At 53.2% G+C, this 20,422-nt stretch carries 15 protein-coding genes and 2 rRNA genes; 8 read left to right on the top strand and 9 right to left on the bottom strand.

The window, feature by feature from the left end:
* Window positions 1–275: 275 nt before the first annotated feature.
* From JMJ16_RS38305 to JMJ16_RS38285, 5 genes are all read left to right on the top strand, one after another.
* A complete protein-coding gene (locus JMJ16_RS38305) occupies window positions 276–875 on the top strand; it encodes a glucosaminidase domain-containing protein (RefSeq protein WP_201390052.1) in 600 nt (199 codons plus the stop codon).
* Between the two features lie 218 nt (window positions 876–1,093).
* Window positions 1,094–1,426 (top strand): hypothetical protein, encoded by a 333-nt coding sequence (locus JMJ16_RS38300; RefSeq protein WP_201390050.1) that lies wholly within the window; start codon window positions 1,094–1,096, stop codon window positions 1,424–1,426.
* A 79-nt stretch (window positions 1,427–1,505) separates the two neighbouring features.
* Window positions 1,506–2,432, top strand: coding sequence for a hypothetical protein (locus JMJ16_RS38295; RefSeq protein ID WP_201390048.1), 927 nt, complete (start codon window positions 1,506–1,508; stop codon window positions 2,430–2,432).
* Between the two features lie 384 nt (window positions 2,433–2,816).
* A complete protein-coding gene (locus JMJ16_RS38290) occupies window positions 2,817–3,797 on the top strand; it encodes a hypothetical protein (RefSeq protein WP_236601889.1) in 981 nt (326 codons plus the stop codon).
* Window positions 3,794–4,054 carry a hypothetical protein gene (locus JMJ16_RS38285; RefSeq protein WP_201390046.1) on the top strand — a complete coding sequence of 87 codons (261 nt, stop codon included), beginning with the start codon at window positions 3,794–3,796 and terminating at the stop codon, window positions 4,052–4,054. The genes JMJ16_RS38290 and JMJ16_RS38285 overlap by 4 nt, the downstream gene beginning before the upstream one ends.
* A gap of 47 nt (window positions 4,055–4,101) precedes the next feature.
* Here the strand turns inward: JMJ16_RS38285 and JMJ16_RS38280 are convergent, their stop codons facing one another.
* Window positions 4,102–4,359 carry a hypothetical protein gene (locus tag JMJ16_RS38280; RefSeq protein WP_201390044.1) on the bottom strand — a complete coding sequence of 86 codons (258 nt, stop codon included), beginning with the start codon at window positions 4,357–4,359 and terminating at the stop codon, window positions 4,102–4,104.
* 39 nt (window positions 4,360–4,398) lie between these two features.
* Here JMJ16_RS38280 and JMJ16_RS38275 point away from each other — a divergent pair, with 39 nt between their 5' ends.
* Window positions 4,399–5,838, top strand: a complete 1,440-nt coding sequence (locus JMJ16_RS38275) for a hypothetical protein (RefSeq protein WP_201390042.1) — start codon at window positions 4,399–4,401, stop codon at window positions 5,836–5,838.
* Window positions 5,839–5,849: 11 nt separating this feature from the next.
* The gene (locus JMJ16_RS38270) at window positions 5,850–6,872 is read left to right on the top strand and encodes a tyrosine-type recombinase/integrase (protein WP_201390040.1); all 1,023 of its coding nucleotides are present in this window, start codon (window positions 5,850–5,852) and stop codon (window positions 6,870–6,872) included.
* Between the two features lie 362 nt (window positions 6,873–7,234).
* Here JMJ16_RS38270 and JMJ16_RS38265 read toward each other — a convergent pair whose 3' ends face one another.
* The 4 genes from JMJ16_RS38265 to JMJ16_RS38250 all read right to left on the bottom strand — a co-directional run bounded on the left by JMJ16_RS38265 (window position 7,235) and on the right by JMJ16_RS38250 (window position 10,550).
* On the bottom strand, window positions 7,235–7,423 hold the full coding sequence (locus JMJ16_RS38265; protein ID WP_201390038.1) for a hypothetical protein: 189 nt from the start codon (window positions 7,421–7,423) through the stop codon (window positions 7,235–7,237).
* Between the two features lie 356 nt (window positions 7,424–7,779).
* The gene (locus JMJ16_RS38260) at window positions 7,780–9,426 is read right to left on the bottom strand and encodes a PQQ-binding-like beta-propeller repeat protein (RefSeq protein WP_201390036.1); all 1,647 of its coding nucleotides are present in this window, start codon (window positions 9,424–9,426) and stop codon (window positions 7,780–7,782) included.
* Window positions 9,423–9,968: an RNA polymerase sigma factor gene (locus JMJ16_RS38255; RefSeq protein ID WP_201390035.1), complete on the bottom strand. Its 546-nt coding sequence runs from the start codon at window positions 9,966–9,968 to the stop codon at window positions 9,423–9,425. The genes JMJ16_RS38260 and JMJ16_RS38255 overlap by 4 nt, the downstream gene beginning before the upstream one ends.
* Window positions 9,969–10,190: 222 nt before the next feature.
* Window positions 10,191–10,550 carry a hypothetical protein gene (locus JMJ16_RS38250; protein WP_201390034.1) on the bottom strand — a complete coding sequence of 120 codons (360 nt, stop codon included), beginning with the start codon at window positions 10,548–10,550 and terminating at the stop codon, window positions 10,191–10,193.
* 234 nt (window positions 10,551–10,784) lie between these two features.
* Between JMJ16_RS38250 and JMJ16_RS38245 the strand changes: the two genes are divergently transcribed.
* On the top strand, window positions 10,785–11,822 hold the full coding sequence (locus JMJ16_RS38245; protein WP_201390033.1) for an endonuclease/exonuclease/phosphatase family protein: 1,038 nt from the start codon (window positions 10,785–10,787) through the stop codon (window positions 11,820–11,822).
* A gap of 85 nt (window positions 11,823–11,907) precedes the next feature.
* Here the strand turns inward: JMJ16_RS38245 and JMJ16_RS38240 are convergent, their stop codons facing one another.
* From JMJ16_RS38240 to JMJ16_RS38225, 4 genes are all read right to left on the bottom strand, one after another.
* Entirely contained in the window at window positions 11,908–12,315 is a 408-nt protein-coding gene (locus JMJ16_RS38240) for a response regulator (RefSeq protein WP_236601888.1), read from the bottom strand.
* A 307-nt stretch (window positions 12,316–12,622) separates the two neighbouring features.
* Window positions 12,623–15,229, bottom strand: coding sequence for an FAD-binding oxidoreductase (locus JMJ16_RS38235; protein WP_201390031.1), 2,607 nt, complete (start codon window positions 15,227–15,229; stop codon window positions 12,623–12,625).
* A 403-nt stretch (window positions 15,230–15,632) separates the two neighbouring features.
* Window positions 15,633–18,600 (bottom strand): 23S ribosomal RNA (locus tag JMJ16_RS38230).
* A gap of 298 nt (window positions 18,601–18,898) precedes the next feature.
* Window positions 18,899–20,380, bottom strand: a 16S ribosomal RNA gene (locus JMJ16_RS38225).
* The 16S and 23S rRNA genes sit together here, the layout of an rRNA operon.
* Window positions 20,381–20,422 lie beyond the last annotated feature (42 nt).

Genomic DNA, 20,422 nt, shown 5'->3' with positions numbered 1-20,422 from the left:
GGGCAAGAAGATGAACACGGATGTGCAATTTATCAAACGGGTGACTTGTAGCAAGTGTGGGCAGACTGCGCTTGAGGTTGGGAAGTCGCCTTTAGGTCGGACACTGTATCGCTGTTCTCGGGGGCATGTCTCTGTGCGGTAATGCGGTGTTGAGCTAAGGTCTGGTACACCTTAGCCCAACGGTTTGAGCGTTTGCAGTCGATTGTTGCTAGGCTCGATTTCATTTAGACATATCGGGCCTGGCCTGTCAACTTGTGCATCAAGGAGGGTGCGGTATGTCTCGATTCCTGGTGAACCTGGTCGGCCTGGTTCTCATCATTGGCGCTCTGACGCTTGGCCTGGCCTGGTACTCCTCGGCTCCTCTGGTCAAGCACGTCCAGGCCAGTGGCAATGCTGGCGTGGTTCGCTCGTCGTCTGATGCTGCGAACATTCTTGGTACTCCTAGCATCTCGGCGGCTTTCATTGACCAGGTGCTTACGCATTATGGTTCTCCTGCGGCTGGTACTGGTAAGGCGCTCTATGAAGATGGTGGCATGTACGGCATTGATCCGGCCTTTGCTCTCGCCTTCTTCTGGCATGAAAGTACGTTCGGCCTCTATGGTGCTGCTCACGCGACCAAGTCGCTTGGCAATATTATCTGCACGCCTGGCTATCCCTCTTGCATTGGTCGGTTCCGTGCCTACTCCTCCTGGGAAGCGGGCTACCTCGATTGGTTCCGCTTGCTCAAGTCGGAGTACTTACCTCGCGGTCTGACCACCGTTGACGCGATTATCCCGGTCTATGCTCCTGGCTCTGAAAACAATGTCCCGGCGTATGTCTCTGCGGTTAAGCAGATGGTGGCCGCGCTGCGGTCTGGTCGTATGGAGGTGGCGTGATGCTGGTTCGCTCTCGGCGTGCAGGTGTGGGAGCTGGTGCCCATCGTCACCAGTGGATCAAGGTTGTCGGTTCTGTAGGTTGGTTTCAATGTCGTGCATGTTCTTGTAGTGCGGTTTGTCCTGGGTGCCTGGGTGGTGTGCCTGCTGGTCGGGTGCCGTTGGCCTGGTGCGCTCGTCATCAAAAACAGTTTCGTTAGGTGCGAAAAGGAGAAAACACTATGGCTGCGATTTTAACCGGTATCGTTCTGAACAAACGCCCTCTTTCTGGTGTGATTGAAGAAGGTGCTCGTAAAGGTGAAGGATGGCGTTTCCTCTCAATGGAAATTAATGACATGCGCTTTGGTCGTGTCTGGTCCTGCCAGCTTCGTGGCGATGATCCCCAGTATGATGACCTCGAAGATGCGAACCTGATCGGGCATAAGGTCAAGGTGACCGTTTCCGCGCAGACGGCGGGTGAGCGCACGCTCAAGGATGGGCGCAAGATCATGCAGATTCGTACCCAGATCACGAACCTCAAGGACCTGGGTGTCCCTGCGGACGAGGACGAGTAGCGCGTTTCTGGTGGGCCTGCCTCCGGCTGGCTCACCTTTCTTTTGATAGTCTCACACATGCGTGCAAGGAGTGAACGCAATGCAACAAGAAGAAATGACTTCCTCTCCCAACGAGACCCAGGGCGACAAGCTCACCTATGAAGACATGATGAAACGACGTCGGATGGAACGTATTGAGAAGGCTCGTGTAGGTAAGCCCTTCCATGAGCGGGTGATGCTCCTGGGTTTGCGTGTCTGGCTCCTCATTGGTCCGATTGCCTTTGTGCTGCTGACGGCTGCAGAAGTAGCCTATATTCTCACACACCTGGTTGCACCTGGTGACCAGAATGGACAAACCATCATCTGGGGCGGTGCGCTCTTCATCGAGCTGGCCATGATGTTTACGACCTTCGGCCTGGGGATCATACGGCAAAAGGTGGCCGAACAGCGAGAGATTTACGGCCATGCGGACCCTTCGCAAGAACGGGCGGTCAAGGTTGGCACGGCTCTCTGGCTCACCTTCGCGGCTATTAACATCATTGGGCAAACCTCGTTCCTCTTGAGTATCGTCCAGTCGACCCATGACCCAAACATGGGGATTATGTACCTCTTCGTGGCCTCGCGTGTGATTGGTTTCATCCTGGGTGATGCCGGGACGGCCTTCTTTCTCGGCCAGGTCGATGAGCATGATGTACGGCTCATGGCTCGGGCGGAACATGAGAAGGGCAAGCTCTACACGGAGCTGGCGGAGGCGGAGGGCAAGCGCAAGCTGTTGGAGGCGGAGGCCGATAGCAAGATCAAGATGATGGAGATAAAAGTCGAGCAAGAACGCGCTGATGCTGACTTCCTCGCCCAGATCAAGATGCAGGCTTTCACGCGCCTGTTGGAGATGTCAGGTGGTGCGCCTGGTGGTGCGTTGCCTGCGCCTGGTGCTGACCTGCCGATCACGGGCGAATTTCAGACCTTGAGCGCTGAAGATCAAGCGCCTGAGCGTCAACGGGTGCGCTTCCATCGCCTGGATAAGTAACGGTTTCTCTTTGAGCGCCACGCGCCAATGGTTCGGCCTGGTGTGCGGCGCTCATTCTCCCTCTGGGTGCGCCTTTCTGATGATCTTTCATGCATAACAAAAAGGTTATATCTTATGGCGCTCTCTCAAAGGCTTCTAATAAAGAACGTGGCTTGCGGTGCGGTGGGAAGGCATATCGCTAAAACGGACAAGAGAGTTCACAACGCAAATGAGCAAGGTGATTCTACGTCTGGAGGTCCGGGCGTTCGTATGAACGTCTTAGTGCGATTAAAGGGCATATTTGGAGCTCAAAAAGGCTATTCCAAGGTGTTTCTAACTATTTCATCATTTCTCATTTATTACTTTTGCTTATGGGTGGTTCTGCTCTAGAAAGGAGGTGATGCAGTGACGTTCTCGCGTGAGGACCTGGGTAGCCTGGTCAAGACCTGCATTGGGCGGCGCAATGACTACGCCGTCCAGCGGGACGACGGCGGGTATCTGCGGGCAGGTCGCGCTATGACCTATGACCTGGTGGCGGCACACCTGGCCGGGCAGGTTACGCTTGGTAGTTATGTCATTGACGAGCAAGGGCGCTGCCGGTTTGGGCTGTATGACTGCGATAAGCGGGGCGGCCTGGTCGACCTGGTTGCGTTGCAAGAACGGCTTGCCATTGATGGCATTGTCTCCTCCCTGGAGGCCTCCAGGCGTGGTGGTCACCTCTGGGTGTTCCTGGCCTCGCGGCTGTCTCCCCTCCAGCTCCGGCGCTGGCTCTTGCCGTACTGTCCCGAGGGGATGGAGTTCTTCCCCAAACAGGATAATGCGCTGGCCGGGCCTGGCTCTCTGGTGCGCGTGCCTCTGGGGGTGCATCGTCTGACAGGTGAACGCTATCCCTTCGTGCGCCTGGATCGCTCTGAGGGGTTCCGTCGCCTGGTGCCGGTGGCCTCTGGCGTTGGGGCCTCCCTGGCCTGGCTCTCGACGGCCCAACGGGTGACGCCGCCCGCGGCGATCACCTCTCCTGAACGTGACCATGCAGAAGACGCGACCAAGAAAAATACCCTTCAAAAAAGCGCTGCGGTGCTCTCTCGCCCGAGTTCACGCATGACGATTCGGGAATGGTGTGCGCAACAGGACCCGGTGAGCCTGATCGGGCGCTATGTGGACCTGAACACAAAAGGTTTGGGATATTGCCCGTTTGGCTGGCATCACTCGGATGGGAACGATACTCGGCGCTCCTTGTGGGTCTATCGGCCCAAAGCCTCGGATGTCTGTTGCTGGTACTGCCATGCCTGGCAGCGTGGTGGCTCAGTGTTTGATTTCCTGCGCTTGTATCACGGCCTGGAAGCTCGTGAGTTGTGGCGGCGCATTCAGGAAGGAGGGCCTTTATGACAGAAGAGCAAACGCCTGGCCGTCTCGCTCGTTATGATGTCGCGCTCTGGTCGCGCTGGCCGGACTACTTTCCGACAGTGACAACCATCATTGAAGCTGAGCAACCGTATGAGGCGATTGAGGCGGCAATGGTGGCGCATGGGCTAGTAAAGCTTGCTCGTGCTGCTGCTCATTTGCTTGGAACGGCGGAGATCTGGCGCTATCGTGCGGTGCAACTCCTGGAGGACGGAATGGTTGGTTTTCCTGTCCATGAGTGACGGCACAATGCGCTGAGCGGTACCGTAAGTAAACCGTACCGCGCAATCTACATGGGTGGTCGGTTGGCTTTTTCTCTTTTCTCTAAGTGCTTTTTATGTTCACGGGCCATGAAGAATAGCCCTACGAATCCCACTCCATGGACGATAAGTTCCTCGCCAATGACGAATTGAGTTACGAACAAGAAATTGATGCTATGCCCATTTGTCAGCATGATTCCTATGCCTAGACCAATGAAGCAGGCAAGAAAAAAAAGTTCAAAAAGGATGAACTTTGCTGTTTTCACTGCTTTGGGATTGATTTGCATGTTTCTTCATTCTCCCTTTACATCGGAAAGGAGGCGACTATGAATACGACAGTAAGAGTGCTTGGGGCCTTTGTGGATACGCTTGTGCTTAATATATACCAAACCAGGGCGGATTTCCAGGTGGTCAAGGGGCGTCTGGATGGTGAGCTTCTTGAGGAGCTCAAGGCTCTGAAGGAAAAGGCACAAGATGATGAGGAGCCTGCGGTGTCCCGCTTCGTCTTCTGTGGGGCTCCGTTGCTGATGACGGCAAAAGGCGGTGATGGCTTTCAGTGGATCTTGAAAAATAAGCTGCTCACACTGGCGGTCAATCGGAGTTCCAAGATGCAACTGATCGCACAGGTGCGGTGCTCTTCTGAGTACCTGTGGAGTGTTCGCGACCTGGGCAAGGTCATTCATGAGGTGTTTGGCTTCCTGGTCACGATCTTTGGGCAACGTATCAAGCTGCAAGTCTCGGCCTGTGACCTGGCGGCTGATGTTGTCGGGTTGCATCTGGGGACGATCTCAGACGTGAAACGCAACTTTGTGACCCGTGCCCAACTCACGGAAGAGCGGCCACTCTCTGAGGACGGCATGATTGATGGGCCTGATGGTATTAAGCAACGGTGGGGGCGCATCACGGGCCTGCCCTTTGGCGCTCGCAATGGACATGTCTCGGCGCTGCTCTACAACAAACAGCATGAGATTAAGTACAAGTCCAAGGAAAAGGAGTGGTTCTACGACCTCTGGCGTGTGGCGAGAGATGCAGAAACGGGTGAACCATTGTGGGATGGGGAAGAGGAGGTATGGCGCGTTGAAATGCGTTTTAAGCGGCCTGCGCTCAATGAAATGAAAGGTGAAGACTTCCACGGGATCGATGATGCCTTTGACCTGGAAGAGCACTTGCCGGGTCTATGGGCCTATGCCGTCGGACACGTCGGAGGTGGCGAAGATGGCCTTCCTGATGGCTGGTTGCGCTATGTCATGGCGACTGAGGACACGAACCGCTCACGCTGGCCGGTGCATCCTGATTGGGAAGTCATCCAGGGCGCATTTCAGCAGAAGGAGGAGCTGGAGGAGACAGCCTATGAGCGTGAGGAACGAGAACGAGAAGAACTGCTCCAGTTGGTTGATGAGGAGCTGGAGGCTCGGCCTTTCTCGACTGACAAGAAAAAAGGGCGTCGGCCTGGTTATCGCATTGTGGCGACTGCATGTCCAGTGGTGCCGGAGTCCTTTACACTCAAGCCGTATATTCGTGAACGCAAGCGCCAGGTCAATACACGTCAGATGGCTGCGCAAATTGGGGGATGTATGGAAACAATAGAGGCATGGCGTCCGGCGGGTGACGGTTTTGATGTCGAGCATGATCTTTCCTCAACCTTTTCCTATGTGTTCCGCCTGGTCGAGGACTACTTTGAGGAAAAAGATCGCGATTATGGTCAACGTGTCAATAAAAAGCGAGTTGTGTATGGCATTGATGATCGTTCTTCTGATGCTGCATAAGGAGGTGCTTTATGAGTGAGAGTAAGACACTTTTAACAAAGGCCATAGAGGACTTTTTAACTGATCGTGACTTAAATAATCATAGTCAGAAAACAATCAGGACATATGAACAGCGATTGCGCTACTTTAGGACGTGGATTGAGTCCGCTTATAAGATTCTTTATGTTGATGATCTAGAGCTTATACATCTGCGTGGCTGGATTGCCTATTTGCAGAAAACACCGTCTCATCGAGGGCAACTGTTGAGTGATGAGACTATACAGAGTTATGGTCGTTCTCTCCTGGCCTTCTGCCATTGGTTGGAGCAAGAGGAGATCATTGCTAAAGTCATAACCAGACGCTTTAAGTTGCCTCGCGTTGAGGAGAAGTTTGTACCGACTTACACCTATGATGATGTTCAGAAGTTACTTGATGCTTGTGAGGAGGGGAAAGGAAGCAGACCACATCTGTATAAGGCGCTGACGACTCGTAACCGCGCTATTGTCTCTTTGTTTGTTGATACTGGCATACGCTTGCAAGAGTTGGTTGGTCTGCGCCTGGGTGATGTGGATCGCGACATGCGGGTGTTACTGGTCCATCGCAAGGGGAATAAGTGGCAGCAGGTACCAGTAACACGAGACGGCTTTAAACCACTCCATGAGTACTTGACTAAGTATCGCCCATTGCTCGCTAAACAAGCAGGCATTGATATCACTCATAGGGAAGATGCCGTTTTTCTTGGGGACGATGGCAAGCCATTAAAGTATTATGGTGTAGCTGCCCTGTTTCGTCGCCTGAAAAAGCGAACGGGCATAGATGGCAAAAAGGTAGGGCCTCATAATTGCAGGCGTTATATGGCGACGACTCAGCTTGCGAGTGGTCGGAGTCCTCTCGATGTCCAGCGCCAAATGGGACATCGTACGCTTGCTATGACGAATAAATATGCTTCTCTGACTATCGATCATTTGAAGAAATCTCATGAGAGGCATTCAGCTTTGCGGGGAGATCAAGGTGTCCTGAAAGAAGGGTATGGTACTGGTTATTGGGATGAATAAGGACCAAAAAGAGACACTCCAAGCCTACTGCTTATATATTGTAGGCAGTAGGCCTAGGTGTCATAGATTGGCTCTACAGGCGGTTTTATGGAGTTGCTTAAGTGTAATGCTTTACACGCAGTAGGTCTGGGGTTCGAATCCCTAATCGCCCACTCTCAACACTTCCTAAACTGGCTCTAGAAGCCAGTTTTTTTGTGCCTCCAACCAAGCTAATCAATGCCCTAAGTCTCCGATGAATACGTAGTTACGCCTACTGTGTTCCTATTTTTTACTTCTGGCTAACACGTTTTGCAATGCGGTGATACTTTTGCAGAATATGAGAGTCTGAGTGCTCAAGGGCATATTCGAAGCGTAGCAGGTCGTCACCGTATCAGACCAGCAAGCGCAAATGGTCCAAAGAGTGGCGGCAATGGCTGGCTCATCTGCGTCAATTGGTCGAGTTGATCTTTGTCAAACTGCTCAATGCTTTTCGTTTGGAACGAGAACGTCCGCATGCTCTGACCAGCTCTCAAGCTCGTCTGGCAGCTAAGATCAGCCTGCAATTCTGGCAAAAGCTCTCGTCAATCAGTCGCCTTCTTAAATTCTTTCATGGGTACCTGGGTTCGAATCCCCATATAATGCCGCTCTTTGCAATCTTCCAGTTTGGGTTTGGTTATGATATCTTAATGAAGATTAAGCGGCTCTGGCCCACTTTGGGTGATAAGCTCTTCGATATGCCACTAGAAGTCAGAAGCTTGAGCACAAAATATAATATCGCTGAACGAAGTTAAGAATCTATTATTTGCTACCACGCAACGCCCTGAGTAAAGTGCAAAAAACACTTGCTCGTTGTTCAATTGCAGTAGAATAAAGTACGCGCCTACATCACGTAATATGTAGGCGCGTACTGTGCTATGAAGCGTAATGGTTACGGCACAACATTGATATAGCCAAGATGAGCGCTATGCAAGCCCGTCTTATCAACGAGATCAAAGCCATACTGGCCCTGCCATAGCTCCTTCTGGTTTGTGAGATCGTAGGCGATGATCTTGAGACCGCTCTTAGTGTAGAGCACGCCATCTATAATGGAGACGGGATCAGCCACTACATCCTTCTGCCAGGCTGGTTGTCCGTTAGCTTTCAGCATATAGAGCGTATAGGAGGTAACTTTGCCCTGGTCATAGGTTCCTCCGCTGACGCTGACATAGCCATTGCCAGCGGTTAGCCAGTACACACCTAAATTGCTATAATTATGCTTCCAGACCTTTTTCCCCTGAGTATTGAGTGCATAAAGGATAGAATCATCCGGTGTGGAGGAGAGTTGGTTCGCAATAAAGTAGATGTGACCGTTATCGATAGCAAGTCCGCTTGAATTCAGGCCCTCAATTGAATAGTTCCAGCTCTGCTTTCCATCCTTTGTGTTGAAAGCGTACACGTAACTCTGGTATGCTTGCCCGTCATGATGCTGGCTTACTGAGTGCGAGGAGGCATAGATGATGCCATCCACAACCTGCGCGTCGCCAAAAACTTGCTCTTCGGATGTGATTTTGGTGCTCCAGACCTGCTTGCCGCTCTTGATGTCAACCGCGTATAATGTGTGCTCTAAGGCACCGTAGAGCACTCCGTTACTCACCTGTGGCACGCTTCCATCGTAGAATGTCGAGCCTGCTAACTTCTTCTTCCCAGTGTTGGGATCAGTATAGTACTGTTTCACCAACGCAGATGCGCCAATCTTATATGTCCAGTTCTGCTTGCCAGTTTCGCTGTTGAACGCGAACACAGTACCAGCACGATTGGCTACGAACACCTGCCCATCAGAGACGACAGGCATGGTCAGGTAGCCCATATTAAAGGGACCACTGCCATTCTCATCAATTGTTGTAAGCGTCTTAAAAGGAATGTCCCAGCGCACCTTGCCAGTCGTGGCATTCAACGCAATAAGATGGGACTGGCTTGCCAAGTCGTCTGAAGCGTTGAGATATACTGTATCGCCATAGACAGTTGGGTAGCCCAGATCTGCAAGCTTCTTGTTCTGGTAGGTCCACAGTGATTTATGCGTCTTAGAGTCCAGCTTGTCGACAACATAGAAGTATTGCTCATTTTGATACATTATATAGGTGCCGGAAGAGTTGACGACTGGCGTGCTAGTAGGTTTGACAGAAGCTGTGTTGCTTTGATTGTGAGCCGTGTTATTCTTACCAGCCATACTGAAGATGAGGGCTGCGCTTCCTGTCAGTACCGCAACCACTATTACCGCCGCGATCAGGCTCAGGACGCGCTTGTTGCTGCCCCGTGAAGAGCTATCTGAAGACGATGTATCCTTCATCGTTTGTTCCCTTTGTTGCAAAGAGATAGGCGCGGTTCGGGCCGCATCCTGTAGGCGCTGTTCCTGCCTTTCTTGTTCCAGACGATTCCAGACACGCTGCAAGGACTGAGCATTTTCGCGCTCATATGCCTGATGTGTATGCCGCAGATCTTGTACCAGGCGCTGATCGTCGGGTGCAAGCCAGTTTGTGGGGTGCTCAATCTGTTCATCCAACCGCTCCGGCATAAAGGTCATATCGTCGTTGTTCACAGCGTGCCTCCTTTCTCGTTCCTGGTATAGAGTGTGCGTAGCAGTTTGAGCGTGCGATGGAGTGTCATACGCACAGCCCCCTCACTCTTCTTGATGATGGTGGCTATCTCGCCGCATGACAGGCCATGTCCGAACCGCAGCCGAACAATTTCGCGCTGTAATTCCGATAGTCCTTGCAAGGTCATGTTTAACTTGTGATATTCCTCATTTCGGAGGGCCACGCGCTCAGGCGCCTGCTCCTCGCTTTCGTAGAGAGAGTCCTCTACCGTGAAAAGCTGTATACTCGCTCGATGTTTGCTGCGTCGATGATAGTCCACGACTTTGTTCCGCGCGACTGCCCAGATCCAGGAGGGTAATCGCTGCTCATCCACTTCTGCGGACGACCTTTTTTCTAGAACTGCCATGAAGACATCGAGTAACAAGTCTTCCGCGTCCTCTCGGGAGGCGACATTGCGCAAAAGATAAGCGAATATGGTGGGAGCGTATTGCTGATAAAACTCGGCATCCTCTTCTCGTGAGTGAACCATATATGGTTGCTGCATGTTACGTCCTTGTGCTGTTTGAGATCTCGTGTATATATTCGCATGAGCGAGGCAAACATAACACATCTATGCCTGATTTCAGAGCTATTGAATTCTCTTCCACAGGTTGTCTTGCCCCGCTGCGTAAAGTGGAAGAAGATTTATAACCATGTGAGTTAACATATTATAAAAAAGCACCTCGCATGCCTTTATAGGCATGCGAGGTGCTTTTATCTGAGGAGATTAGTTGAGAATAGAAGCGATCTGATGCCAGTTCTGGCCGTCATTCTGGCTCTCATAGAGGTTTTGAGCAGTGGAATCGGAAGTTCCTGCGCTCATGAATAGGTGGTTCGAGCTTAAGATCGACAAGAATGGGGTATCACTGAGGTTACTCGGCAATGTCACATTCTCGACATCCCAGCTACCTGCTTGCAGCGAGGCAAACCCTACTTTACCTCCAATGACAACGAAGGAAAAAGCCGCATGGACCACGTGCCAGTTATCAATCTGAATCACCTGGGTATTAGCTGGTATGGCACCTCCGTAGACTTGCCAGGTTTGGCCACCGTCCAGAGTGCGATAGATGTATGAGCTATAGGTCATATATGAGTCTGTCTCGCCAAAGGTCGCTGTCAGGTAGCCTTCCTGCTGATTCCCGAAACCAAGGAAGCGAATATTTCAGTAAATATTTGCTTTTGACATTTATATTAGTAATTTGAATCAAATATTTGTATCACAGTTAATAAACATAAAATTTGAGAAAATTTTTTGGCATCTTATAGAGTGTGACTGATTGCTTGCTTAATACGTCCCAAGTAGAAAAAGGGGCATACTTTTATGGCTCGTATCTCTCGCATGCTCTTGTATTTTTCACAGCAACGCTGGACACTTGTCGCCCTTACATCTTTATATCCTTGTGCTCTACTCCTACTTCTATTGGTTCAGCATATTTTTCCCCAGCATGATGGAGCCCTTGCTATTACCCAGGTTTTTGCGCCCTATCTATTTCTCCCTCTGCTTTTTCTTATTCCCTTTGCCTTTCTCTCTCGCACCATGCTCTTGCGCCTGGTCCTGGTTGCTTGCCTGCTCGCCTTTAGTTTCACCTACTTTCCTCGACTCCCTTTTCACGCTTCCAGCGACTCCACTTCCAGAATGATGACGAGTGTTCTTTCCTGGAATATGGAGGTAGGCCACTCTCATGATGCACTGCTCCTCCCGTTACTCAAAGAGAGGCATCCCGCGATTGTGGCCCTGGAAGAAGTTGATCCAGGCGATGCCTTCACTCAGTCGCCTGATTTTAAGCGTCTTTATGCTTATCAACTCGCCCAGCCCACTACTAACGTCCCATATAATCTCGCTCTTCTGAGTATCTATCCTATCATCGAGTATGGCACACTCAAAACCAGCGATGATACCTGGGCGGAGCCTCAGGCGCAGGTTCTCTGGGCGCGCCTCGACCTGGGTTCGGGACAGCGGTTGGTGGTCATCATCGGCCATCCCGTCTCCTCCATCCATGCCGTCGCAAATTGCTACTTCTGTTCTGAGCGCCGTGATGGCCAGCTTCGCTCTCTCAATGCTTTTGCCCATTCGTTTATGTCTCACGGTGAAGCGGTGCTCCTGATGGGAGATATGAACGTGACTGATCGTGAACCGGGGTATGCTTCTCTTACCGCTGGTCTGCAGGATGCTTTTCAGCTTGCTGGTACCGGGAGTGGCCACACCTGGGGCTTTCACCGCCTCAACCCTTACTGGCCTATGCTGCGCATCGACTATCTGCTTGCCAGTCCACGTGTCCATCCCTCAACATTTGATGTTGATTGCACTCCACGTGCCAGCGATCACTGTGTGATTTGGGGACAGTTTGGCCTCTTGTAGGAGGAGATATTTAGAAAGTGATGCCAGCCGCGTGGAGAGTGCTCATATTGGCAGAGCAAGGCGACTGGCATAGCGAAGTTGCGCGTTAGTTCAGGGCCTGTTCGATGGCTTGGAGTAGGTCACCACGGCTACAGGGTTTGCACAGGCCTGGGATGTTGCGCTGGCGGATCTCTTGCTCGGGCAGGCTGGCACTGACCATGATAGCGGGGAGATCGGCCCATTCGGGAGTGCTATGTACCAGGTCGTAGATCTCGATGCCGTTCATACCAGGCAGGTCATAGTCGAGCACCAGCAGTTGTGGTCGGTGCTCCTGTAGCATCTGCAAGATATGGCTTCCCTCGCTGAGGTGAAGCACCTGGTAGGGAGTATGCTCGGTGATGATTCGTTTCATGATCATGCCCAGGACAAGCTGGTCCTCTATCAGAAAAATTGTTCCGCTGGCGACGCTGCTTCTGGAGGTCTCTTGTGTGTACAACTCTTGCTCCTTAAACATTTCCAACCACCTCCTGATTCTCTGACTTATCACGTTTTGCTTATAAAAGTAGCATAAGGCAATTAAGAGGCGATGTCGAAGCTGTGGTACCATTGGTCTACTATTCTGGCTATAGAGGAGACGAAGCGGTTGACGCTAACCAAAATGGCTAAAGCGGTAATGTGATGGATGAATGGAGAAGATGCATTGCACCAGGCATGGGTAGTTTTATATCTGCCCGCGCCTGGTGCACTTTAATCCTGCTGAGTCTGCTTCTATTCAGGCCACAATTTGTAGGTTTAGCGTTGACTATAACGTTAGTGGATCTCTAAACCTCTAAAAAGCCGATTCCTGAAGTGAGAACACTCTGTGGATCCCAGCGCTGCTTGAGGGCTTGCATGACTTTGAGTCCGTCGGGCTGGTAGCCCCAGCGTTCGATGTGACCGTTAAGCGCGTCCGGGAGAGCGATGACGAGGGCGTAGCCGTCCTGCTGGAGGGCAGGTGTGCGTAACTCCTCTACCCATGCCTGGGTGCTGGGTACGCTCCCCTCCTGTGAGGCTGTATAGATATGTCCGCTGTTGAAGTCGACCATGTAATCGTCGCGCTCCAGTACTGCTTGCTGTTGCCGGATATAGGAGAAGGCTTTCCTGGGAGAAACACCGACACGCACATGCGTTCCCTCGCGTCGGAGGAATTGCTCCCAGGCATTGGTGGCGCTCCAGTTCTCAATTATCTGCGCTTCAGGTGCGCCTGCTTCGCGCAGGGCCTCCTGCACTTGTTGGAGTTCGGTCTCGACATCTTCGCGCAGCCCCTCGGCGCTATAGACCAGGGTATACGGTGAACCCTGTGTATGCGGACCCTGATTACCATGGTAGAGAACAATGCCAGAGCCGACGAGGGGATAGGCAAGCGCCGTCCTGGCCCAGTTCAGGCCCTGTTGTAGATCATCTACTGGTATGACAAGCGTTTGCTGCTGGCGGGAAAGGCTCGAAACCTTGAGGGTGATATCGCTCATCAGCCCCAGGGTGCCATAGGAGCCGACAAAGAGCCTGGTGATGTCGTAGCCCGCGACGTTTTTAACGATGGGGCGACCTGTCCGAATGACACGCCCATCTGACAGTGCCACTGTCGCATAGAGCACGAGATCGCGTATGGAGCCGTAGCGCATGCGCAGAGGGGCATTGATATTGCTCGCGATAATGCCGCCAATGGTGGCATCTGGCCAGGGCGACGTGATTGGCAGTTGTTTCTTCTCCTCGGCCAGGAAGTCCTGAATCTCACGGAGCGTTGTGCCAGCACCCACTGTAATATACATGTCGTCGCGAGCATACTTCTTGATACCGCGCAAATTCTCTGTGCTGATCTGCACTCCGGGTTGCTGGAGGCGCTTATGGTTGATATAAGCCTTCTTGCGGCCTTCAGCGAGCGCGAGGAGTCCCTGCGCAGCATCCTCAGCATTTTCGGGCGTGAAGACGTGCTCAGGCGTTTCTCTGTTTGTGGTGGCATCTTGATAGTCGAGGATATAGCCCTTGAAGGGAGTCTGTGAGCCAGGCTCTGGCGAGGGGAAGAGCTTGCCAGGATTGAGAATGTTCTTGGGATCAAATGCTTGCTTGATGTCCCACATGGCCATCAGTTCATGAGGCTTGTGCATGAGCGTCATAAACTCGCGCTTCTCGATCCCGATGCCGTGCTCACCGCTCAGGCTACCCCCCTTTTCAACACAGCACTGGACCATGTCGCGGCCAGCCATATGTACCCGGTGCATTAGCTCAGGATTGCCCGGCTCGGGTACCAGGATCATGGGGTGCAGGTTGCCATCACCAGCGTGAAGCAGGTGTCCTGCGCGCAGGTTATGCCGCTCGATTATTTGGTTAACCTCGCTCAGCGTCTCCGCCAGGCGGCTGCGAGGGACTGTAACATCGACGGTGTAATATGAAGGGCTCAGGCGTGTGACCGCGCCTGCGGCGCTCTTGCGGGCTAGCCAGATACGAGCACGCTCATCTTCGCTATTGGCGATGCGGATATTCTTGCCACCGTTGGTAAGCAAGATTTGCTCAATTTCATGTATCTGCGTCCCCAGGCTTTCGGTATATCCATCGACTTCAATGATCAGGATGGCCCCGGCATCCAGGGGAAGGCCGGCTTTGGCAAAGGGCTCAATGATGTGTGTGATTTTCTGATCCATCATCTCCATGGTAGCGGGAACCAGGCCAGCGGCGATAATGGCGGAGACCGCAACGCCTGCCTGCTCGACCGAGTCGAAGACGACGAGCATGGTTTTGACACCTGGCGGGTTGCGTTGCAGGCGCACCGTGATCTCGGTAATCATGCCCAACATGCCTTCGCTGCCGGTTAGCAGGCCGCAGAAGTCATATTCAGGATAATCAAAGGCGCTCCCTCCGGCGTGGATGATACTGCCATCGGCCAGGACTGCCTTGAGACCTGTCACATAGTTGGTGGTCACGCCATATTTAAAGCAATGGGGGCCGCCGGAGTTTTCCGCGACGTTGCCGCCCATGGTAGAGGCGCGCTGACTGGATGGATCGGGAGGGAAATAGAGGCCGTGTGCCCTGGCCTGTTCATCCAGGCGAAGATTGATGAGGGCTGGCTCGACGATGGCACTCCTCCCCAGGGTCTCTATCTCCAAAATATGATTCATATGCGCGAACTCGACGATGACGCCGCCTCGATCCGCGACCGCGCCGCCCGAGAGGCCTGTTCCTGCTCCCCGGGCAACCAGGGGAATATTGTGCTGGGCGGCCCAGCGTACAACGCAGGCGACCTCTTCTGTGGTGCGAGGAAATACTACACCTTCGGGTCTGCCTCGATCGATGCCAGCATCGACCTCGTAGGCGATGAGCGTAGCCCTGTCTATAAATACCTGCCCTTTGGGAAGGACATGTTCAAGTGAATGTCGCGCTGTCTCTTTCAGCATTGAAATCCCCTCTTCCTAGATGGATCTTACTTCTTTCTGGCAGTATATAACATGGAGCATTAGTATTTAGTGTTTGTTTTCGCGCCTGTGGCGCTCACAGAGGAAGAGATGAGCATGAAAACCCGGACATTGCCCGGGTTTTCATGCTCATCTCTTCCTCTGAAGGGGTGTTGTCTCAATAGAGACCAAAACACAAAAAAGAGCGCTGACAACATAAGGTCTCTTGTTGTCAACGCTCTTGTCGATACCTGCCAAAGAAGTACTCCCTCAATTTTGCTGAGCCACGCTGGCCTGCTCCTGCTCCCCATGCCGCGATGTCCTCTCGCTCGTGAGAAGGTCCGATCAAAGACCGCTCTCACTCACACCACAAGGACTCACCACACATTCGCGAAGAAACACAATGGGAAACAAGCCGTACGATCATTAGTACTGCTCCGCTGCACCTGTTACCAGGCGTCCACGCGCAGCCTATCCACCAGGTCTTCTTCCTGGGATCTTGACTCTTCCAAGAGAGTGGGAAAAGTTATCTTCGGGTCGGCTTCGCGCTTAGATGCTTTCAGCGCTTATCCCTTCTTGACGTAGCTACCCAGCTCTGGAGGAGGCCCCCCAACTGGCGCACTAGCGGTCAAGCCATCTCGGTCCTCTCGTACTGAAGATGACTCCCCTCACTTTTCCGACGCCCACGACGGATAGAGACCGAACTGTCTCGCGACGTTCTGAACCCAGCTCGCGTGCCGCTTTCATGGGCGAACAGCCCAACCCTTGGGACCTACTCCAGCCCCAGGATGCGACGAGCCGACATCGAGGTGCCAAACCTTGCCGTCGATGTGAACTCTTGGGCAAGATAAGCCTGTTATCCCCGGGGTAGCTTTTATCCGTTGAGCCACACTCCTTCCACACGGGAATGTGGGATCACTAAGCCCGACTTTCGTCCCTGCTCGGCGTGTCAGCCTCACAGTCAAGCTCCCTTGTGCCTTTACACTCTACAGAGGGTGATGTCCATCCACCCTGAGGGAACCTTTGGGCGCCTCCGTTACTCTTTGGGAGGCGACCGCCCCAGTCAAACTACCCATCTGGCCCTGTTCACGTCCCGGATCACGGTGACGTGTGAGACACAAACCATGGTGAGAGTGGTATTTCACTGCTGCCTCCTGCAAGCCCACAAGCCTGCTCTCTCCGGCTCCCACCTATGCTACGCACACCATACTTCGTTTCCAGGCCAAACTGTAGTAAAGCTCCACGGGGTCTTTTTGTCCTGTCGTGGGTAACCCGTATCTTCACGGGTACTTCAATTTCGCCGAGTCCTCTGTCGAGACAGCGCTCAAGTCGTTACTCCTTTCGTGCGGGTCGGAACTTACCCGACAAGGAATTTCGCTACCTTAGGACCGTTATAGTTACGGCCGCCGTTCACCGGGGCTTAGATTCGTGGCTACGCACACCACTCCTCGTAACCTTCCGGCACTGGGCAGGAGTCAGCCCCTATACTTCCGCTTTCGCGTTCGCAGAGACCTGTGTTTTTGGTAAACAGTCGCTTGAGCCGATTTCTTGCAACCTTCTCACCACCTGTGCAAGCACACGCAGCTACGCAGGCACCCCTTCTTCCAAAGGTACGGGGTTAATTTGCCGAGTTCCTTAACAGAGGGTCGCTCGATCACCTGGGGAGATTTCCCCCTGCCTACCAGTGTCGGTTTGCGGTACGGGCGGAACAATTTCTGGCGAGAGGCTTTTCTTGACGGCCTGGGGACCAATGACTTCCGCACCCTCGCGGGCGCTCGGCCTCCGTGTTACGCATCTGTGTCCGGGATTTTCCTCGGTCACGCGCTTCAGCAGAGGCACCGATCCTGTCCATTCGATCGGCTCACCTTCCCTACCGCGTCCCCCCATTGCTCATAACGAAATGTTCCGGTGCAGGATTCTCTGACCTGCTTTCCATCGCCTACGGCATGACGCCCTCGGCTTAGGGCCCGACTCACCCTGGGACGATTGACGTTGCCCAGGAACCCTCAGGCATTCGGTGTGTCTGGTTCTCGCAGACATTGCGCTACTCATTCCGGCATTCTCACTTCTCTTACCTCCACCAGTCCTTGCGGTCTGGCTTCTCAGGCGTCGAGAACGCTCCCCTACCAATATAGGTAGTCCTATATTCCACGGCTTCGGTACGATGCTTAAGCCTCGATACGTTGTCGGTGCCATTGCACTCGACCAGTGAGCTATTACGCACTCTTTAAATGGTGGCTGCTTCTAAGCCAACATCCTGGCTGTTTGGGCGCATTGACCCCCTTTGACACTGAGCATCGATTTGGAGACCTTAGCCGATGGTCTGGGCTGTTTCCCTTTTGACGACGAAGCTTAGCCCCCGCCGTCTCACTCACCTGGATCCTGTCCTGGCATTCGGAGTTTAAGTAGGGTTGGTAACCCGCACAGGGCCCCTAGCCTATCTAGTGCTCTACCTCCAGGATAGTCGTGTCAGGTGGCTGTACCTCAATACATTTCGGGGAGAACCAGCTATCTCCGTGTTCGATTAGCATTTCACCCCTACCCACAAGTCATCCCCCAGTTTTGCAACACTGGTGGGTTCGAGCCTCGACGGACTGTTACATCCGCTTCACTCTGCTCATGGGTAGCTCACACGGTTTCGGGTCGCATCGCCGCTACATACACGCCTATTTGAGACTCGGTTGCCCTCTGGCTCCCCAGCTTTAGCGCTGGTTAACCTGCAACGTGCGATGCACTCGCCGGATCATTCTACAAAAGGCACGCCATCAGCCCTTGGTTCCTCATGGAACAGTGGCCTCTGACTGCTTGTGAGTACGTGGTTTCAGGGACTCTTTCATCCCCCTCTCGGGGTACTTTTCACCTTTCCCTCACGGTACTTGTTCGCTATCGGTCGCTGAAGTTCTTTAGCCTTGGAGGGTGGTCCCCCCAGCTTCCCACAAGATTGCACGTGTCTCGTGGTACTCAGGATACTTCTCACAGCCATTCTCTCGTCCTCTACGGGACTCTCACCCCCTCTGGTGGCACGTTCCAATGCCTTCGAGTAAGAAAATGTCTGTTGATAGAAGTCCTACAACCCCGCCTATTCCAAGGAATAGATGGTTTGGGCTCGTCCCGGTTCGCTCGCCACTACTACGGGAATCTCGGTTGATTTCTCTTACGCAGGCTACTGAGATGTTTCAGTTCACCCACGATCCTCCATATCGCCTATGTGTTCAGCGATAGGTCTCCAGACATGACTCTGGAGGGGTTGCCCCATTCGGATTCTCAGGGCTCATCGCTTGGATGCAGCTCCCCCTGAATGTTTCGCCGGTCTCCGCGTCCTTCATCGGTCTTCAGCGCCAAGGCATCCACCTCGTACTCTGTTTCGCTTGTTCTGCCTTGTCTGCTTCTTGCTTGTTGGTTCGTTACCCTTGTTGTATGGGATCTCGGTCTTCTTTCTTCACTGTCACGAGCTCGATATGACTCACGCCACGGTTGAACACTTACATGCCAACGTGCTCGCTCAGCAAAATTGAAGGATACTTCTTTGGTTGTTCAGGTACAATGCGGGCTTCGGATCTGGAATAAACCAGCGGCCGAACCGCTCAAGAGTGGAAGCAGGGTATCAACGGACAGGTCGTTCCTGTTCGACCTGAGAGTGCACTACCTCGAAGGGTAGTGATGACTCCCTAGAAAGGAGGTGATCCAGCCGCACCTTCCGGTACAGCTACCTTGTTACGACTTCACCCCAATCACCGACCCCACCCTCGACGCCTGCCTCTCCGAAGAGTTAGCCTGGCGGCTTCAGGTGTTGCCGACTTTCGTGGTGTGACGGGCGGTGTGTACAAGACCCGGGAACGTATTCACCGTAGTGTGCTGACCTACGGTTACTAGCAACTCCACCTTCATGCAGGCGAGTTTCAGCCTGCAATCTGAACTGAGACCAGGTTTTTGAGCTTGGCTCCCCCTCGCGGGTTGGCATCCCTTTGTTACTGGCCATTGTAGCGTGTGTGTCGCCCAAGTCGTAAGGGCCGTGCTGACTTGACGTCATCCCCGCCTTCCTCCCTTACGGGCAGTTCCGCCTAGAAGTTGTAATAGGCAGTAGGGGTTGCGCTCGTTGCGGGACTTAACCCAACATCTCACGACACGAGCTGACGACAGCCATGCAGCACCTGTGCAAATGTCCCGAAGGAACAGCGCATTACCGCTGGTGCATCTGCATGTCAAGACTTGGTAAGGTTCTTCGCGTTGCATCGAATTAAACCACACGCTCCGCTGCTTGTGCGGGTCCCCGTCAATTCCTTTGAGTTTTAATCTTGCGACCGTACTCCCCAGGCGGACCACTTATTGCGTTTGCGACGGCACGGAAGGGGTCGATACCTCCCACACCTAGTGGTCATCGTTTACGGCTAGGACTACCAGGGTATCTAATCCTGTTCGCTCCCCTAGCTTTCGCACCTGAGCGTCAGATGCTTCCCAGGACACTGCCTTCGCCATTGGTGTTCCTCCGGATCTCTACGCATTTCACCACTCCACCCGGAATTCCGTGTCCCTCTGAAGCCCTCAAGTCTCGCCGTTTCCGAAGACCTTTCCCAGTTGAGCCGGGAACTGTCACTCCAGACGTACGAAACCGCCTGCGTGCGCTTTACGCCCAGTAACTCCGGACAACGCTCGCCCCCTACGTATTACCGCGGCTGCTGGCACGTAGTTAGCCGGGGCTTGTTCCTGAGGTACCGTCCTTACTCGTCCCTCAGAAAAGCAGTTTACACTCCGAAAAGCGTCCTCCTGCACGCGGCGTTGCTCGTTCAGGGTTGCCCCCATTGACGAAAATTCCTCACTGCTGCCCCCCGTAGGAGTCTGGGCCGTTCTCAATCCCAGTGTGGCTGACCATCCTCTCAGACCAGCTACCGATCGTGGCCTTGGTGAGCTCTTACCTCACCAACAAGCTAATCGGCCACAGGCCCATCCCAAGGCGCCCTTGCGAGCTTTGTTTCTCTTGCGAGAAGCATATGCGGTATTGTCGGCGATTTCTCGCCGGTATTCCTCACCTCGGGGCAGGTACCCATGTGTTACTCACCCGTCCGCCACTCCCTCTCTTGCGAGAGAGCGTTCGACTTGCATGTGTTAGGCACGCCGCCAGCGTTTATCCTGAGCCAGGATCAAACTCGCCATTCAAATGTGAATGTATCTTTCTACATCACTGCTACACAGCGATGG

This window comes from Ktedonobacter sp. SOSP1-52 (genome assembly GCF_016587395.1).
The sequence above is the reverse complement of the archived record's forward strand: the minus strand, read 5'-3'. Positions and strand labels throughout refer to the sequence as shown.

What these genes read in the sequence shown, in the direction of transcription:
- JMJ16_RS38305 (WP_201390052.1), top strand. Translation starts at nt 276, where the DNA reads ATGTCTCGATTCCTGGTGAACCTGGTCGGCCTGGTTCTCATCATTGGC.
- JMJ16_RS38300 (WP_201390050.1), top strand. Translation starts at nt 1,094, where the DNA reads ATGGCTGCGATTTTAACCGGTATCGTTCTGAACAAACGCCCTCTTTCT.
- JMJ16_RS38295 (WP_201390048.1), top strand. Translation starts at nt 1,506, where the DNA reads ATGCAACAAGAAGAAATGACTTCCTCTCCCAACGAGACCCAGGGCGAC.
- JMJ16_RS38285 (WP_201390046.1), top strand. Translation starts at nt 3,794, where the DNA reads ATGACAGAAGAGCAAACGCCTGGCCGTCTCGCTCGTTATGATGTCGCG.
- JMJ16_RS38280 (WP_201390044.1), bottom strand. Translation starts at nt 4,359, where the DNA reads ATGCAAATCAATCCCAAAGCAGTGAAAACAGCAAAGTTCATCCTTTTT.
- JMJ16_RS38275 (WP_201390042.1), top strand. Translation starts at nt 4,399, where the DNA reads ATGAATACGACAGTAAGAGTGCTTGGGGCCTTTGTGGATACGCTTGTG.
- JMJ16_RS38270 (WP_201390040.1), top strand. Translation starts at nt 5,850, where the DNA reads ATGAGTGAGAGTAAGACACTTTTAACAAAGGCCATAGAGGACTTTTTA.
- JMJ16_RS38255 (WP_201390035.1), bottom strand. Translation starts at nt 9,968, where the DNA reads ATGCAGCAACCATATATGGTTCACTCACGAGAAGAGGATGCCGAGTTT.
- JMJ16_RS38250 (WP_201390034.1), bottom strand. Translation starts at nt 10,550, where the DNA reads ATGACCTATAGCTCATACATCTATCGCACTCTGGACGGTGGCCAAACC.
- JMJ16_RS38245 (WP_201390033.1), top strand. Translation starts at nt 10,785, where the DNA reads ATGGCTCGTATCTCTCGCATGCTCTTGTATTTTTCACAGCAACGCTGG.
- JMJ16_RS38240 (WP_236601888.1), bottom strand. Translation starts at nt 12,315, where the DNA reads ATGTTTAAGGAGCAAGAGTTGTACACACAAGAGACCTCCAGAAGCAGC.
- JMJ16_RS38235 (WP_201390031.1), bottom strand. Translation starts at nt 15,229, where the DNA reads ATGCTGAAAGAGACAGCGCGACATTCACTTGAACATGTCCTTCCCAAA.